This is a genomic window from Nordella sp. HKS 07 (genome assembly GCF_011046735.1).
In the GTDB taxonomy this organism is placed as follows: Bacteria; Pseudomonadota; Alphaproteobacteria; order Rhizobiales; family Aestuariivirgaceae; genus Taklimakanibacter.
Genome location: NZ_CP049258.1, coordinates 5,689,700 through 5,704,251, shown reverse-complemented (window position 1 = coordinate 5,704,251; position 14,552 = coordinate 5,689,700). Strand labels below are relative to the sequence as shown.

The following is a 14,552-nucleotide window of genomic DNA, read 5'->3' as shown; positions in this document are numbered from 1 at the left end:
CTCAGGCAAAGCCCGGGAAATAGTCGACCCTTATCTTGGAGCGGCGAACACCCATGGCCAGGAGTTTTTTGCGCAGCGCCTTGACCATGGCCTGCGGGCCGGAAATGTAGAAGGTCCGCTCCAGATAATCGGGAATGGCCAGGCGGACCAGACGCGCGTCGATATAGCCAGGGTACTGGCCTTGCACCGCGCCCCGAGCCACGGCAAGCACCGTCCTTATGCCCAGCTCCCGCCTGGCCGCGGCAAGCACATCGAGATAAGCGGCTTCATGCTGGGTCTCGACTCCATAGAGGAGGACGATCGGGCGACTTTCACGACTGTCGATGAGAAACTGAAGCATGGAGCGGAATGGCGTGATGCCGATGCCGCCCGCCAGGAAGGCGATCTTGGTTTCGGAATCGGACGGCAGGGTGAAGTCGCCGGCGAGTTGCGAAGCGTGGATCGTGCTGCCTGGCGTCATCATGCCGAGCGCCTGCTTGAACGCGCTCGCCCGCGCATAGAACTTGACCCCAAGCCGAACCCGATCCTCCGTTGGCGCCGATGCGATCGTGAAGTAGCGGCGGTTGCCACGAACGTCCGGGCGGTCGAGACCTAGCGTCCATTCGAGGTACTGGCCGGCCTGGAAGGCGAGGCTTCGAGGCGACCTGAAGATAAAATCGTAGCTGTTGACGGAAGATTGCTCGATGCGCTCCAGCGTCAGTACGAGACGTCCCTTGGGGCTGACCGCATAGGCAAAAAGGTTTCCCGACAAGAGCGCCAGCTCCGGCGTGAAGTAGAACGAGCCGATATGGACGCTGGGTGCAAATAGGAAGCCGACAATGGCGGCGAAGGCGATGCGCGGCCACCGCCTCGTCGGTGACGTCAGCGGCTCGGTCAGCATGACGAATGCAAAGAACAGCAGCGGCGACGAGGTGAGCGTCTCCTTCAGCGCAGTGAGACATTGAGATGGCTCGGCGGTTGCAAGGATCGTCGCAAGCGCGACAGCGACGAAAGTGGCGACGAGATCGAGCCGGCGCAGCTTGCGCACGATGAGGAGGCCGCCGACGAGCACGACAGGAAGCAATGGCAGATTGCCTCCGACCCACCATGTGGCAGGCTGGTTCAGAAGCGCCGCGGTCAGCGCTACACCCAGCGCCGCGGGGTTGAACAGGTGCTTCCTGCTGATGGCAAGGATGAACTTGGATGAAATCGCCCAGACGCAGGCGAGCATCACCGCGCCGATCCGCTTGAGGTCGATGGCGGCCACCGGATCAAGGATGAGCGCCAGGATAAGGGCCGTGATGTAGACGGACTCGCTGTTGGCCGGAACCTGGAAGACAACGGCAAAAAGCCGGTTGGTGATCCAGCACGCGATCAGCATGACGACCGTCGTCAAGGCGAGCGCGACCGGATCCTGCGGCAAAAGTCTGAATAAGCCGAGCACCAGGGCCGAGCCCAGCAGGGCGACCAGAAAGTAGAGGACCAGCCGGTACATAGTCTGATGGTCGAGAAACCGGTCGATCGCCTTGATCATTATTGGCAAAAGGCTCCGAAGTAGCTTGTCTGCGTGGCGCGGCCGTTGCTGTCGACCATGTAGCCCTCAAGGCCCGTCGCCTGCTCGAGAAAGAGAATTCCATCCCGGCCCATGGCGAAGGCGGCAGTGGCGAAACGGTCGGCTTCGCACACATCCTCGCCGATAACGGTCAGGCTGACGATCTCGGTGATCGGGTCGCCAATGCCCAGCGGATTGTAGATGTGCTGCCCGCGCACATAGGTGCCGGAGGTCGCAATGCCGCGTCCACGCGGATAGACGATCTTGATGATCTCGGCGGCATTGAAAGGATTGCGTATGCCGACGCTCCAGTCGAGGCCCGATGCATTCCTGCCGCAAGATTGTATGTCGCCGCCGGCGTCGATGAAGAAGTCGCCGACACAAGCCCGGTTAAGGATTCCAGCGGCGTTGCGTATGGCCCAGCCCTTGACGATACCGGACGGATCGAGCGAGCCATCGGGCTTGCGGATGTCGAAATATCCGCCTGTCTCGTTCTTCGTGCGTTCGGCGAGCGCCAGCACTTCCCTCATTTCACCGCTCCAGTCCTGGCGTGAAACATCGCCCCGGTTGATGGCCGAAATCTCGCTGTCGCTCCGGTAAGTGCTGAACCGCCGGTCGACACCCTGGAAATATTCGAAGACGGTATCGACAAGCGTCACGTCCCCGGCACCGCGGATATCGAGGGTGATGGGCATACCCATCAGAAGCCGGGTCTCGCGCATGGATCAGGACGACGCTTCCTTCAATGCGCCGCCAAGCGACTGGATGAAGGCCCTGCTGGTCAGCGTCGCACCCGAAATGATGTCTACATTGGCGCTTTGCGCGCTGATCGCTTCGTCTCGCAGCATGGGCAGTGCCTGACGGTTGATTCTGATCGAAGTTCCGCGGTGCGACGGGTATCTCAACACGCTGAGCGCCATGAGGCGGCCGCCCTGGACGAAGGCCTGAATCTGGATGAGGCCATAATAGGCATCAGTGACCGGACCGGTGTAAATGCCGTCGGCAAAAGCGTGTGCGGCCGGCTTTGCGCCGGAATGGACGGATGATTTCGTGGCGGCCTTGATGACACGAGCGGATGCTTGAAGATGGGCCGGCCTCGGCTTCGGAATGGGGATGTATGCAACTGGCCTTATGGCGACGGACGCTTCCTGCGATGCGGCATCGGCGAGGAGCCGGGCGGGCGCCCATTCCGTCGGGGCGGCGGGTGCCTGGGAAACTTGCGGCTGCTTGACGATAATTGTCCTTTCTGCAGCCTCAGGCTTTGCGGCGGCCGGCTGATCCGGCACGGGTGCGGCGATCGCGGCCATAGGTTCGCTGCCAAACGTGGCCGGTGGAGTGGCCGGTGTCCCGGTCAGCATGCTCTGCTGTTCGATCCCGGGCGGGGCCAGGGCAGGCGCCACAACGTCAGCAGCGGGAGCAGGCACATGACCTAGAGGCTGCACCATATTGTCCTCGGCGGCACTGGCGGGACCTGCCGTATCGATCATGTCGCCAGCGGGACCCCTGCCCGCCTGATCCCACACGTAAGCGCCGGAGGCCGCGATCACGAAAAACGACAGGGCAATCTGTTTCATGTGAGGCTGGATTTCCAAGTCGAGGGTCCCGGGACATGCCGCGGACCGTTTCCAGCACAATATCTCATGAGCCAGCTGACAATTGGCTGTCAGGGCGGCCCTGACTTGGACAGGATTACCGGCTCCTGCCTTAGCCAGAGCGATACGAGCGATCCCCGGCTTGACCTGGGGCAAGGCCTGCAAAAATCCGTCCTGCTACCCGCCATTCGGCACCGAGGCCCGCAGCTTGCGCGACTTCTCAAACGTTGCAGGTATTCTGCTTCGGCCATTGTCGGCGCGCAGGCCAACACCGGATTGATATTCTCGGTATCATGCGCTGCCGGCGGTTTGACTAAGGTCAAGGCGCGACGCTCGCCGGCCCTTTATTTTTTGGCCACTTCGCTCAAGCCAAGGTTACAAATATGAAAGCGCCATATTTGACGCTGATAGCCTCTGCCATGCTTCTGGCAAGCAATATTGCCAGAGCCGATGATTGCCCGCCGGGCCAAGCCATGATGGGCCAAGGCATGATAGGCCGAGCCATGGGCATGATGGGACAGAGACAGGGTATGCATCTCATGATGATCTTGATGGACACGGATGGCGACGGCGCTTTGTCACAAAGCTTTCGTCATCCGATGCTGTGGAGACCGCCGCATTGACTCGTGTGGTTTCTGTTAAAATATCGTGTATATAAATGGATAGAGCGTTCCTCGGGTTACCTGTCGGGTGCCCAGTTTGAGTCGCCAGATAGATGCGTAATGTAATTCTGATCGTAGTGGGCGCTGTGGCCGCCACGTTTGTCCTGGTGCCGTTGACAGGTGCGACGTCAGTGGGGAGCGGAGAAGGTTCGACCGCAAAAACGCCGCTGAGCGTCGCGCTAGGCGAAGAGGACTTTGAAACCTATTGCGCATCATGCCACGGCGAAAGTGGCGTGGGAGACGGTCCCGTAGCCGAGTATTTGGCTCTCGAGCCGGCAGACCTGACCAAGCTTGCGCGCAAGAACGGCGGACCTTTCCCGCGTGAACGGATCGCAGCGATCATCGATGGGCGTGAATCCGTCAAGGTTCACGGTCCGCGCGACATGCCCGTTTGGGGCGACTGGTTCAATGCTGAAGCCGAAGCGCCCGGCCTGCGGGCCCAGGAGCGCGAGCTCGTCATTCAGGCGCGAATCGACGCCTTGGTCAGCTATATCGAGACGATCCAAGAAAAATAGCTAAGTTAGCGTTATGAAATTTGCTCTCCAAATCGGTCTCGGTCTTGCTCGTCTTAGTAAGGCAATGAATGCCTTGAAGGCCAGGACTGTCTTGATCGGATGGCTTGGTCTGCTGCTGAGCACCTTGATGCCAGCTCCCGCGATGAGTCAACAAATCGGTGATGCTAGGAAGGGAATGCAATACGCCCTGAAGTCCTGTTCAGAGTGTCATGCGGTGCGTCATTCGCAGCTACGATCACCCCTGCCGAAGGCCCCGCGGTTTGACGATGTTGCCAACATTCCCGGAATGACCGCTATTTCACTCACTGCATGGTTTCAGACATCGCACCCAACGATGCCAAATATTGTCATGACAGATGTGGAGATGCGAAACGTTATTCAATACATCCTCAGCCTTAAGAAGAACGACTAAAGCCGAGCGCCGGTTTTTCGCCAGGTAGTACACGGACTGCGAAAAGATTGGCAAAATAGCCTGGCAGTGGGAGTTGGTGCCGGTAGGCCAATGAACTCGCTGACGCTGAGGTGCCCTGCGGTGATTGAACATGGGGCCGGGATGGAAATGATCGACAGCGTAACATCGGACCATTTCGCGTGGAATTGGAAGGGCAAAGCGGTTGAAGTCGGCTTGGATCGTCTCGGAGCGGGGGCCACGCTCCTGCTGCTGCCTGCCTTAAGCTCAATCTCTACCAGGCGAGAAATGCGCCCTCTCCAAGAAAGGCTCGCGTCCGACTTCGCTACAGTTGCTATTGATTGGCCTGGCTTTGGCGACGAGCCCCGGCCACCCATCCCCTGGCAGCCCGCTGCCTATGTTTCCTTTCTGCAGGACGTCCTTACGCATGTGGTTGTCCATCCCTTCGCCACGATAGCTGCGGGGCATGCTGCAAGCTATGCCCTCGCGATGGCTGCCCGCTCTCCGAACTCAACAGGGCTCCTTTGCCTGATCGCGCCAACGTGGCGCGGACCTCTGCCCACCGTTACGGGTGGGCGTGGGCAAGTGGGAGAATGGATATCCCGGGCAAGCGACATACCCGTCCTCGGCCACCTGCTATACCGGCTTAACGTCAGCCCTCCCGTCATACGGATGATGGCGCGAGGTCATGTCTATGCCGATCCTGACTGGCTCACACGTGAACAGCTTGCTCAAAAGATGGATGTCGTAAACGCACCAGGTGCACGTCACGCCTCGATCCGATTCGTGACTGGTATGCTGGACTTAATGGCGAGCCGCACGTCTTTCGTGGATACGGCGAGAGGTATAAAAGAGCCCATACTTGTCGTCTACGGAGCCGCCACACCGACGAGGTCCAAAGCGGAGATGTTGGCCCTCGTGGACTTGCCCAATGTTCGGTATGTCGAACTGCCGTTCGGCAAGCTGGCCGTGCACGAAGAATTTCCTGACACTGTTGCCGAAGCCGTTAGGTCTTTTCTTGGCGGGCGGGGAGCAAGTTACGCTCCGGTGGCCAGTGGTCCACAATTCCGAGGTCCTTGAAAGAGAAAGCTGGGCGAGTGCTGATGCGATTGCTGCTGAAGACAACTGGTGTGCAAGTGTCAGGCCTAACCCGCGTCGGCGGGCCCAGCCAATTGGTGAAAGTGGAACAACAGTATCCATGTGATTGAATAAAGCGGCTCTACCACAGATTTATATTGGACACCTGGGTACCCGAGCCGCCCATGGCCGCAGGATCTCATCCGCCCCCGAGGCAACGGTGGTGACATTTTTGCCGACCAACATGCTGGAAGTAACGGCCGCGATGCACTGTTGGATATTCAACGGCACTCAGTGTTGGATCGATTCGCCGGATCGAGGACGCAAACGCCGCTGATCGATTAGGTCGTGATCATTTAGAACCACGGAGTCAAACAGAGCTCGCCCCGTGGTTCTTGTTTCGATATTAGGTTGCGTTTGGCGCGCCTGCAAGTGCAGCGGCAAGGTCATGATATTGCTCGCACTCAGTGCCGCAGAGCGCCTCGATCTTAGCGAGTTCGGCCTTAGCGAGACCAAACTTGCCCTTCTCCACATAGGCTTCGCCGAGATACTCGCGTGTATTGACATTGTTGGGATCGATCGCAAGCGCCCTCGCATAGAGAGCCATCCCTTCATCGAAATTGCCTAGCTTGCGTTTCGAATACCCAATCATCGTCAACACCATCGAATCGTTCTGGTTGCTAACGGCCTGAAGCGCCGCGAGCGCCTCCTCATATCGGCCGGCGAGAGCGAGATCACGGCCCTGCGTGTAGAGAGTCCCATCGTCGATTAAGCTCGACCCAGCCTGTACGCAACCGTGCTTTTTCTTATCGTACACCTGGCCTGCCTTACAGACAGGCGTGCCGCTTGCGCCACTGCTGCTGCCACCGCTACTGAATGCGAAAACGGGACTCACGGCGACCGCGCCCGAAAGCGCGACGGCCATGAAGGCTGCCTTGGTGAAGAAAGAGGTCCGTTCTTGTGTCATCAAAATGCTCCTATACAATGTGCTGGATTTGGGGCATGTCAGCACTCTCGAGACGTAAACACCAAGCCCTGAGCACTTATTCATTTGCCCCAGGCCATGAGCGCTCACAACGCTGTGATGACAGGCATCGCCACCTATCTCAATCGGTTGTGGCGGTACGGCCTCGTCCTCTCTGGCAATCGCACCGCTGCTGAGGATCTCGTCCAAGCGACTTGTGTTCGTGCGCTTGAAAAATCGCATCAATTTGAACCCGGCACGCGCCTCGATCGTTGGCTTTTCTCCATCCTTCATTCGATCTGGCTGAACGAAAGACGGGCGGAGCGCTATCGCCGGGGGGAGGGCCTCGTCGACCCCGAATCTGCTCTTATCTTCGATGGGATCAAGGAGATCGAAACGAATATTTTGGCTCGTCGGGTGTTAAGAGAGGTTCAATCCCTACCGGAGGCGCAACGTGAAACCGTGTTCCTGGTCTACGTCGAGGGGCTGACCTATCGCGAGGCGGCAGAAATTCTTGCCGTGCCGATTGGAACAATAATGAGCAGGCTGGCCGGCGCCCGCGCGAAGCTCGCCTGGCTGGCAGCTGATCAGTCAGGCGCCGAGACGAAGAGGGAAAGATGAGCGAAAGTTCCGTAATTGAGACTTCGGCAGACCCGATTCTTGTCGCCTATCTCGACGGCGAGCTCACCGAGGCCGAAGGCACCGAGCTTCAAGCGCGGTTTGGCGCGGAACCAAGCCTGAAGACGCGACTAGACTATTTGGCTCGCGGGGGACGGCCCTTCAGCGAATGCTTCGACGTGTTGCTGCACGATGCGCCGTCCGATCGTCTTGCGGATATTCTCGAGAATGCCCTAGCGACGAAAGCGAAGCGGATAGTTTGGTATGGGCGATTCCACGATCACCGCTTCGGACGGATTGCCGCTGCCTTGGTGCTTTTCCTTGCGGGGGGGCGCTCGGCGTCGGCTTGCCGCGGTTCCTTCCTGAGATGCAAATCCAGGCTAACACCGAAAAGACATCCGATGGATGGCGTGCGGTCGTCGCGGAATACCTCACCCTCTACACCGATGACACGCTTGCAAACATTCCTGACGACGCGGCGATGCGGGCGCGTGAGCTAGAGGCAGTCAGCGTCAAGCTTGCGCTCGATCTCTCATTGGAAAAAGTGCTGCTTCCCCAGCTCAGCCTCAAGCGTTCTCAACTATTCAACCTCGATGGTAAGCCGCTCGCTCAAATCGCCTATTTATCGCCATACGATGGACCGGTGGCGTTCTGCATCATTGCCGACGGCGGGGCCGACCAAGCGATACGCTTCGAGCAGCGCAGCGGCGAAAACATTGCGTATTGGTCGACGGCCGGTCATGCCTTCATGCTAATCGGGAAGATACCCCGCTCCGACCTTGAGCCGCTTGCCGCGAGCCTCGCCAAACGGGTGACCTGATCCTGCGCAGGCGGCAGAGAGACCCAATACCAATCGACGCCGGCCCGCCGCGCCGATGGCGCAACCCACATGCTGATCAGATGGGCGACTGGGTCCGGTCCCGGCTGAATCCAGCAGCCTGCAATACCGATAGGTGACTGGGAGTCATCGAAGGCGGCAAAATACGCTCCGTCTCGGGGCCAGGCGCGCCACTCCGCCTCTGAGCGGTCGAGTTCCCGGTCAAGACTGCTGGCGAATGCCGCTGAGCTCTCCTTAAGCGCGGCCAGGCGAAGGTCACGCTTAGCTGCCACTCATCGGCTTCGAGACGTCTGATGTTCATAAGTCGAAAAACACCCATACCCACTGAAATATCGCTCGATAACCGGGTTGGCCAGGCGAAGCCGCCTGCGGAAGATGTCCTGGAGCTCGTGCTCGCCGGCGATCTTTTAGCGCGGACAGCGCCCTCCCTTGATGTGATTGGGCGAAAGCGCACCCTTAACAGCGCTCCACGGGTGGTCCGAGAGGAGCCGATTACGACCCAATTTCGCACTATTTTCCACGATTCTTGATGTGGATCAATCCGCCGACGCCCGGCTTGGCTTTCATTCACCTTAGTTTTTTTGGAGGAGCCTTTCATGAGCTACAGAGATATCCTCGTCTTTCTCGACGGCTCGCGCGATAACGATGCCCGTTTGGACATCGCGATCTCGCTCGCGAAAGCGCACGATGCAAAGCTCACGGGCGTGGATGTCAGCTCAGCGGCTGCCTTTGAGGGCGAGTGGTCTGAGCGGGCAAGGAGGGTGGGAGAATCGTTTGAATCCAAGGCTGGGGCGGCGGGCTTAAGCAGTCGGTTCAAGATTGTTGAGCGGGAATCGGCTGGCTGGAAGGACTTCTACGTGCACTATGCAGACCTGCTCATTGCGACACAGCCCAACAGGCAGGCTGCGGGCAAGATCCTCTCGGCAATTCCCGAAGATGTCTTGATTTCGTCGGGCGTGCCAATGATTGTGCTACCGCATCGATGGACATCGAAACCAATAATGCAGAATGTCGTCATTGCCTGGTCTCCGAGCAGCCAGGCCACGCGGGCCGTACACGATGCGATGCCGATCCTTGCGCAGGCACAAAGGGTGTCGGTTTTCGCGTTTGACCCACCCTCGGACAGGAATGATGCAGATATCAAGATGCTTTGTGACCATCTCCTAACCCACGGCATTACGGCGGAAACGGAGCCATGGCCCGATACAGGGGAATTGTCGGTCATCGAGGCGCTGTTTGCTTCCCGGTGTATGGAGGATGCTGACATGATCGTCGCCGGCGCCTATAGCCATTCTCGTTTTCGTGAAACCTTGTTCGGCGGTGTGACCCGGGATTTGCTGCGCCAATTTTCGCTGCCGGTCTTCGTATCGCATTAGAAGAACCCGATCGTCGCGCCATCTCCGTCATTGCGAGCGAGGTCGGCGCCATGCGACAGTCCGTCGACTATGGCCGATCAAGGATGCAAATGGCGCCTGTCGGATGGACGCTGATGTGCGGTGAGGCGGAGTCTGGCTAGCCATTCAACTTCAGTCCAAGGTCAGGGATATCATTTGCCGAAATAGCCACGACGTAGGTGCTGTGCTGGCCCTCCTCAGACGCTCCGACTAAGCATCGATTCGACGGGCTCCGCGGGGGCTGGACTTACCAAGATCTGGCATCTAGGGCGGCTGAATCTTCAGGACCCGCGCCACCGGTCCATCGCCCTTTCCATTAGCGCTTCAGGGGGAGAGATCGCGGCGATGAACCACGATCCGCACGCTACCCTCCGGTTCGAACTCGCCGCGCTCGTATTTGGATCGCGCGGCATCGTGGATGGCGACGATGAGCCTCTCAAAATGCTTCCGACGGAATGAGACCGTGACGCTGCATGAGAGGGTCGCATTCCTTGAGCGCCGCGGTCGTCACCCCACAAATCACCTCTTCCTTGCCGTCGATCCCCATAAAGCGGATGCACTGCCCGTCAAACCGCCTGTCTTCATCCAGGAAAGCGAGCTGACCCATGTCCCTTCCCTTCTTCCATGTTCATATTGGACGCAGTAAGCCCAACCATCCGTCGACTTTCCTTGATCACGATCAATCCCCAGTGCGGAAAGTCTGTCCGGATGTGATGCATCAGAAATGCTCGCCCAGACGAAATGGCCCCGCGCGGGTCGACGCCACGACCAGATAGGCCATTACCTCAGCGCCGCAGCCCTAGCTGCAACCAAAATCGCCATTATTGTTCTGGACGGCGGAGCACATCAAGCGCAGGCTGCTAATGAGAGGGCAATTGAAGCCAAAAACTTGACTTCGCTTACGGAAGTGAGACCGTTCTATAGTGCGTCAAAGCTAGTTGGAGCATCTGGTGTACAAACATATTCTCATCCCAACTGATGGTTCTGAGCTTTCACAAAAAGCTATTGAACATGGCATGGCGCTCGCCGCGGTCCTTAGTGCCAATGTGACCGTCCTTACGGTTGCGATCCCATTTCATTCCATGGAGTCCGACCCCACACCCGTTGTGGATATTCCCGGCGCGGCCGACTTTGTTCATGAATTTCTTCATGGACACTCAAAGAGATACCTGGAGGCCGCCGGGGGCGTTGCAAGAGCGAAGGGTGTGGTCTGCGAGACTGTCCAAATCGAGCACCAACATCCCTATGCGGCAATCATCGAAGCGGCTGAAGGCAGGGGTTGTGATCTCATCGTCATGGCCTCACATGGGCGGCGAGGGATCTCAGCGATTGTCTTGGGAAGCGAGACGGTGAAGGTCCTGACACACAGCAACATTCCCGTGCTCGTCCACCGTTCCTGAACACGCCATCTGGGGTGTCGAAGGCAGAGGCTCTGGCAATGGGCATTCTCAAATCGGCGCTTAGAAAGAGTGCGGGCGTCATAGGACTAGACCCGGAAGTGCAGCGAGCTTTTTCAATCCAGTTTGACTGGCCCTGGCCGCGACGGGCCAACAGCGGTCATGCGAGATCCAGAAGTTGCGCGGTGCCTCGACCGGACTGCCGTCCGGAAGCCGGGTCGAATCGCTCTCATTGGGCCCTTGATCCAACTTGCAGCGTCGGTTCTTCAGGCAGATAATCGCTGCATGCCCCGATAGGGACGGAGGACTGCGTTCCCCGATAGGAGGGAGAGCCATGTCCATTACACTAAACGGACTAGTGACGCTGGGCCTAGCTGTCCTTGCAATGACTGCTAGCCCAATCGCGATTTCGCAGGCCCAGTCAAGTCGTTATGACGCGCTCGCAGATGCACCCTTCTCGGAAAATCGCCCAACCGCCGAGACCGCCAAGCTGCTGAAGGACGAACTGCTCTTCCAGCGCGCCACACAGACCTACCTGTGGGCAATGCCACTCATCAACACGCTCGGCATGAAGGTCGGCTCGAAGAAGGTCTTCGGCGCCGGCTACAATGTGCTGCCTGTCTGGAAGAAGCGCCTCGACCCCAAGACGCTCGTGACCACACCTAACAGCGACGTCATCTACGCGATGGGTTACCTCGACCTGGGCAAGGATGGACCGATCGTGTTCGAGGCCCCACCCGAACTGCAGGGAATTTTGCTCGACTTCTGGCAAAGGCCGATTCCCGGCCCGACCATCGACGGCCGCGCGTTCTTCGGAGATGTCGGTTTGCCGGGACCGGACGGCGGTAAGGGTGGCAAGTTCCTCATCCTGCCACCAGGCTACGACGGACCGATACCGGACGGCTATTTCGTGTATCGGTCAGGCACCAATAACGTCCTCGTGTTCCTCCGCTCGTTCTATCAGGACCCTGCCAACCTGAAACCCGCTGTGGACCGGATGGAGCAAGCGAAGATCTACCCGCTCGGCGGCGAGGCGAACGCTAAGCCGATGCAATATCCGGATGCCTCCGGCGTGGCGGCCAACATGCTGCCGGCCAGCGACGGCGGTGTCTTCGATCAACTCAAGGCTCTGGTCGACAGTGAAGGTCCGTGGCTAGCCGACAAGGACTGGTTGGGAATGCTTGCTTCCATCGGCATAGTCAAGGGTAAGCCGTTCACGCCGGACGAGCACACCCGCACCATTCTCGATAGGGCCGCAAAGACAGCCTACAAAACAAGCCGCGTGATCGGAATCCAGAGTGAGGTCGGTGGACGGTCCTTCCGCATGTATCCAGATCGGCAATGGGTGAACCCCGTCGCCGACGGCACCCCGGACAATCCCGGCGGAGCACTGGATCTTGAGTGGAACCGCAGTGCCGAAGGCTATCGCGACCTTGATGCGCGTACTTGGTTCTTCACCGACTATTATGCGTGGAGCCCAGGCATGATCTCGCAGATTCCTGGCAAGGGCGCGAAATACATGGTCGGCTTCACCGACGCCAGCGGGATACCTCTCTCGGGTGGGGCGAGTTACACACTGAAACTCCCACCCAATGTTCCAGCGGCTAATTTCTGGTCGGTCACGCTCTACGAGGCGGAGAACGCTTCGGGCCTTGCCAACGGCCAACCATTTCCGTCTAAGGGCTCGCGCGACAAGCCAGTCCAGGAACCTGATGGCTCCACCGTGATCTACCTGGGTCCAACCCCACCCGCCGGTAAGCCGGAATCCAACTGGCTCGCGACCGTTCCGGGCAAGGGTTATTTCGCGATCCTGCGGCTCTACAGCCCGACTGAGGCCGCAATCGACAAGAGCTGGAAGCCCGGCGACATCGAAAAGGTGAACTGAGGGGGCGCGTGCGGCGCTGTTCACGGCGCATGCACCTCCAAAACTCAACGATGGAGCATAGCCATGAGAACGGGATTGATAGTTGCGGCGCTTGCGGCCGCGTTGGCGGGTCAGGTGTCGTCGGTCGTCTGGGCGGCGCCGGTCGAGACAGTCAAGACACCAATCGGCGACGTCAAGCTGCAATTCGGCCTGCCTGCCAATGCCGACGAGGAGCGTCGCCTTTATGACCAGATGGACTTCCAGCGCGCGACGCAGTGCTACATCTGGGCGATCCCCTTCGTCGCCATGGCGGAATGGAAGTACGCCCATCTGAACGAAATAGGCGCTGCCGAAAACGAGACCGTTCTCTACGCCGAGTTCAAGGACAAGATGGGCATCCTCACGCCCAATATGACAACGCCCTATCTGATCACTTTCGGAAATCTGGCGAAGGGGCCAGTCGTTGTTGAGCTTCCTGCTGCGAACATGGGCGGGATGGTGATGGATTTTTGGCAGCGGCCGATGACCGACCTTGGTCAGGTCGGACCCGACAAAGGCAAGGGTGGCAAGTTCCTGCTGATCGGTCCCGGGCAAGCCCCGCCGGCAGACACGGCCGGGTATTTTGTGGTGCCGGTGACAACCAACAATTTCTTCGCCGGCGTTCGCGTACTCGATCCCGGGCCTGAGAATGTCGCCGTCGCCCAAAAGGGCTTCCGCATTTACCCTTATGCCCAGCGCGACAATCCGCCAAAGCAGCTGAGCCGCAGCGCTGGGGGCAAGAAGTGGTCACAGGTGCAGCCGCGGGGAATGGCCTACTGGGAGCGCTTCGACGAATACATGCAGCAGGAGCCGATCGATGCGCGCGACCGTATGATGATGGCAATGCTGGCGCCGCTCGGCATCGAGAAGGGCAAGTCGTTCAAGCCGGACGAGCGTTCGACGAAGCTGCTTACCGACGGCGCCGTGATGGGCGAATTGATGTCGATGAACATCTCCTTCGCCAAGCGTTTCCCTGATTCCTACTATCGCGACGATGCCAAGTGGGCTTACGTCTTAATGTTCGACCCGAGCCAGGAGCGTCCGAACTACACCGAGCTCGACGAGCGCACGGACTATTTCTACGAGGCGGTGACGGCCTCGGGGGGCATGGTCAGCACCACGCCCGGAGTCGGTTCGGCCTATCTCGGCGCCTACAAGGACAAGGACAACAACTGGTTCGACGGCAGCAAGACATACCGTCTGCGCGTGCCGTCGGGCCCGCCGGCAAAGAACTTCTGGTCGCTGACCATCTACGACACCTATGACCGCATCCCACTCGACAACCGCACGCAGGTCTCCGACATCTCCTCGCGCAAGGAAACCCTGAAGAAGAATGCCGATGGCACAGTCGATCTCTATGTGGGTCCCAAAGCCCCTGCGGGGTTCGAGAATAACTGGATCGAGACGCTTCCGGACAAGGCTTGGTTTGCCTATTTCAGGTTTTATGGCCCGGAACAGGCCTATTTTGACCGCAGCTGGAAGCTGCCAGATTTCGAGCTGGTTGAGTAGCTTGCCGCTAACAAATCCCAAGCAGCCAATGTCCCCTTTGGGTCAAAAGCAGACGTTTCACGCCATCGCCTCCGATGTCCGCTTAGGGCCAGAAGCAGACCTGAGTACACCTGCCATCAGGAACATCGGAGTTAGGTGTTGCT

At 58.9% G+C, this 14,552-nt stretch carries 16 protein-coding genes; 10 read left to right on the top strand and 6 right to left on the bottom strand.

Going from position 1 to position 14,552, the window contains the following annotated elements; all coding sequences use genetic code 11:
* Position 1 precedes the first annotated feature (1 nt).
* Genes G5V57_RS26825 through G5V57_RS26815 form a run of 3 tightly spaced genes read right to left on the bottom strand, consistent with a single transcriptional unit; the run spans position 2 to position 3,105 of the window.
* Complete coding sequence (locus G5V57_RS26825; protein WP_165171125.1) at positions 2 to 1,513, bottom strand: RnfABCDGE type electron transport complex subunit D; 1,512 nt, start codon at positions 1,511 to 1,513, stop codon at positions 2 to 4.
* A complete protein-coding gene (locus G5V57_RS26820; RefSeq protein WP_165171123.1) occupies positions 1,513 to 2,253 on the bottom strand; it encodes an FAD:protein FMN transferase in 741 nt (246 codons plus the stop codon). Before G5V57_RS26820 ends, G5V57_RS26825 begins: the two co-directional genes overlap by 1 nt.
* Positions 2,254 to 2,256: 3 nt before the next feature.
* Complete coding sequence (locus tag G5V57_RS26815) at positions 2,257 to 3,105, bottom strand: FMN-binding protein (RefSeq protein ID WP_165171121.1); 849 nt, start codon at positions 3,103 to 3,105, stop codon at positions 2,257 to 2,259.
* A gap of 401 nt (positions 3,106 to 3,506) precedes the next feature.
* On the opposite strand from G5V57_RS26815, the gene G5V57_RS26810 reads away from it, so the two are divergent.
* The 4 genes from G5V57_RS26810 to G5V57_RS35415 all read left to right on the top strand — a co-directional run bounded on the left by G5V57_RS26810 (position 3,507) and on the right by G5V57_RS35415 (position 5,789).
* Positions 3,507 to 3,746: a hypothetical protein gene (locus G5V57_RS26810; RefSeq protein WP_165171119.1), complete on the top strand. Its 240-nt coding sequence runs from the start codon at positions 3,507 to 3,509 to the stop codon at positions 3,744 to 3,746.
* A gap of 92 nt (positions 3,747 to 3,838) precedes the next feature.
* Entirely contained in the window at positions 3,839 to 4,300 is a 462-nt protein-coding gene (locus G5V57_RS26805; RefSeq protein WP_165171117.1) for a cytochrome c, read from the top strand.
* A 13-nt stretch (positions 4,301 to 4,313) separates the two neighbouring features.
* Entirely contained in the window at positions 4,314 to 4,712 is a 399-nt protein-coding gene (locus G5V57_RS26800) for a cytochrome c (protein WP_165171115.1), read from the top strand.
* Between the two features lie 90 nt (positions 4,713 to 4,802).
* A complete protein-coding gene (locus tag G5V57_RS35415; protein ID WP_371744636.1) occupies positions 4,803 to 5,789 on the top strand; it encodes an alpha/beta fold hydrolase in 987 nt (328 codons plus the stop codon).
* Between the two features lie 403 nt (positions 5,790 to 6,192).
* Here G5V57_RS35415 and G5V57_RS26790 read toward each other — a convergent pair whose 3' ends face one another.
* Positions 6,193 to 6,753 (bottom strand): tetratricopeptide repeat protein, encoded by a 561-nt coding sequence (locus G5V57_RS26790; RefSeq protein WP_165171111.1) that lies wholly within the window; start codon positions 6,751 to 6,753, stop codon positions 6,193 to 6,195.
* Positions 6,754 to 6,849: 96 nt separating this feature from the next.
* On the opposite strand from G5V57_RS26790, the gene G5V57_RS26785 reads away from it, so the two are divergent.
* Together G5V57_RS26785 and G5V57_RS26780 are read left to right on the top strand one after the other, a co-directional pair.
* Positions 6,850 to 7,371: an RNA polymerase sigma factor gene (locus G5V57_RS26785; RefSeq protein ID WP_165171109.1), complete on the top strand. Its 522-nt coding sequence runs from the start codon at positions 6,850 to 6,852 to the stop codon at positions 7,369 to 7,371.
* A 343-nt stretch (positions 7,372 to 7,714) separates the two neighbouring features.
* The gene (locus G5V57_RS26780) at positions 7,715 to 8,188 is read left to right on the top strand and encodes a hypothetical protein (RefSeq protein WP_165171107.1); all 474 of its coding nucleotides are present in this window, start codon (positions 7,715 to 7,717) and stop codon (positions 8,186 to 8,188) included.
* On the opposite strand, the gene G5V57_RS35410 is transcribed toward G5V57_RS26780, so the two are convergent.
* The gene (locus G5V57_RS35410; protein WP_165171105.1) at positions 8,107 to 8,478 is read right to left on the bottom strand and encodes a GNAT family N-acetyltransferase; all 372 of its coding nucleotides are present in this window, start codon (positions 8,476 to 8,478) and stop codon (positions 8,107 to 8,109) included. The genes G5V57_RS26780 and G5V57_RS35410 overlap by 82 nt on opposite strands.
* Positions 8,479 to 8,802: 324 nt before the next feature.
* On the opposite strand from G5V57_RS35410, the gene G5V57_RS26770 reads away from it, so the two are divergent.
* A complete protein-coding gene (locus G5V57_RS26770) occupies positions 8,803 to 9,582 on the top strand; it encodes a universal stress protein (protein ID WP_165171103.1) in 780 nt (259 codons plus the stop codon).
* A gap of 454 nt (positions 9,583 to 10,036) precedes the next feature.
* Here the strand turns inward: G5V57_RS26770 and G5V57_RS26765 are convergent, their stop codons facing one another.
* Entirely contained in the window at positions 10,037 to 10,207 is a 171-nt protein-coding gene (locus tag G5V57_RS26765; RefSeq protein WP_165171101.1) for a hypothetical protein, read from the bottom strand.
* Positions 10,208 to 10,550: 343 nt separating this feature from the next.
* Here G5V57_RS26765 and G5V57_RS26760 point away from each other — a divergent pair, with 343 nt between their 5' ends.
* The 3 genes from G5V57_RS26760 to G5V57_RS26750 all read left to right on the top strand — a co-directional run bounded on the left by G5V57_RS26760 (position 10,551) and on the right by G5V57_RS26750 (position 14,409).
* On the top strand, positions 10,551 to 11,000 hold the full coding sequence (locus tag G5V57_RS26760; RefSeq protein WP_165171099.1) for a universal stress protein: 450 nt from the start codon (positions 10,551 to 10,553) through the stop codon (positions 10,998 to 11,000).
* Between the two features lie 331 nt (positions 11,001 to 11,331).
* Positions 11,332 to 12,882, top strand: coding sequence for a DUF1254 domain-containing protein (locus tag G5V57_RS26755; protein ID WP_165171097.1), 1,551 nt, complete (start codon positions 11,332 to 11,334; stop codon positions 12,880 to 12,882).
* A 63-nt stretch (positions 12,883 to 12,945) separates the two neighbouring features.
* On the top strand, positions 12,946 to 14,409 hold the full coding sequence (locus G5V57_RS26750; RefSeq protein WP_165171095.1) for a DUF1254 domain-containing protein: 1,464 nt from the start codon (positions 12,946 to 12,948) through the stop codon (positions 14,407 to 14,409).
* Positions 14,410 to 14,552: the final 143 nt, after the last annotated feature.

Bases quoted from the DNA above. Each gene is read 5' to 3' on its own strand.
- G5V57_RS26820 (WP_165171123.1), bottom strand. From the start codon at position 2,253: ATGCGCGAGACCCGGCTTCTGATGGGTATGCCCATCACCCTCGATATC.
- G5V57_RS35415 (WP_371744636.1), top strand. From the start codon at position 4,803: ATGAACTCGCTGACGCTGAGGTGCCCTGCGGTGATTGAACATGGGGCC.
- G5V57_RS26755 (WP_165171097.1), top strand. From the start codon at position 11,332: ATGTCCATTACACTAAACGGACTAGTGACGCTGGGCCTAGCTGTCCTT.
- G5V57_RS26825 (WP_165171125.1), bottom strand. From the start codon at position 1,513: ATGATCAAGGCGATCGACCGGTTTCTCGACCATCAGACTATGTACCGG.
- G5V57_RS26785 (WP_165171109.1), top strand. From the start codon at position 6,850: ATGAGCGCTCACAACGCTGTGATGACAGGCATCGCCACCTATCTCAAT.
- G5V57_RS26790 (WP_165171111.1), bottom strand. From the start codon at position 6,753: ATGACACAAGAACGGACCTCTTTCTTCACCAAGGCAGCCTTCATGGCC.
- G5V57_RS26815 (WP_165171121.1), bottom strand. From the start codon at position 3,105: ATGAAACAGATTGCCCTGTCGTTTTTCGTGATCGCGGCCTCCGGCGCT.
- G5V57_RS26765 (WP_165171101.1), bottom strand. From the start codon at position 10,207: ATGGGTCAGCTCGCTTTCCTGGATGAAGACAGGCGGTTTGACGGGCAG.
- G5V57_RS26770 (WP_165171103.1), top strand. From the start codon at position 8,803: ATGAGCTACAGAGATATCCTCGTCTTTCTCGACGGCTCGCGCGATAAC.
- G5V57_RS26805 (WP_165171117.1), top strand. From the start codon at position 3,839: ATGCGTAATGTAATTCTGATCGTAGTGGGCGCTGTGGCCGCCACGTTT.
- G5V57_RS26810 (WP_165171119.1), top strand. From the start codon at position 3,507: ATGAAAGCGCCATATTTGACGCTGATAGCCTCTGCCATGCTTCTGGCA.
- G5V57_RS26750 (WP_165171095.1), top strand. From the start codon at position 12,946: ATGAGAACGGGATTGATAGTTGCGGCGCTTGCGGCCGCGTTGGCGGGT.
- G5V57_RS26800 (WP_165171115.1), top strand. From the start codon at position 4,314: ATGAAATTTGCTCTCCAAATCGGTCTCGGTCTTGCTCGTCTTAGTAAG.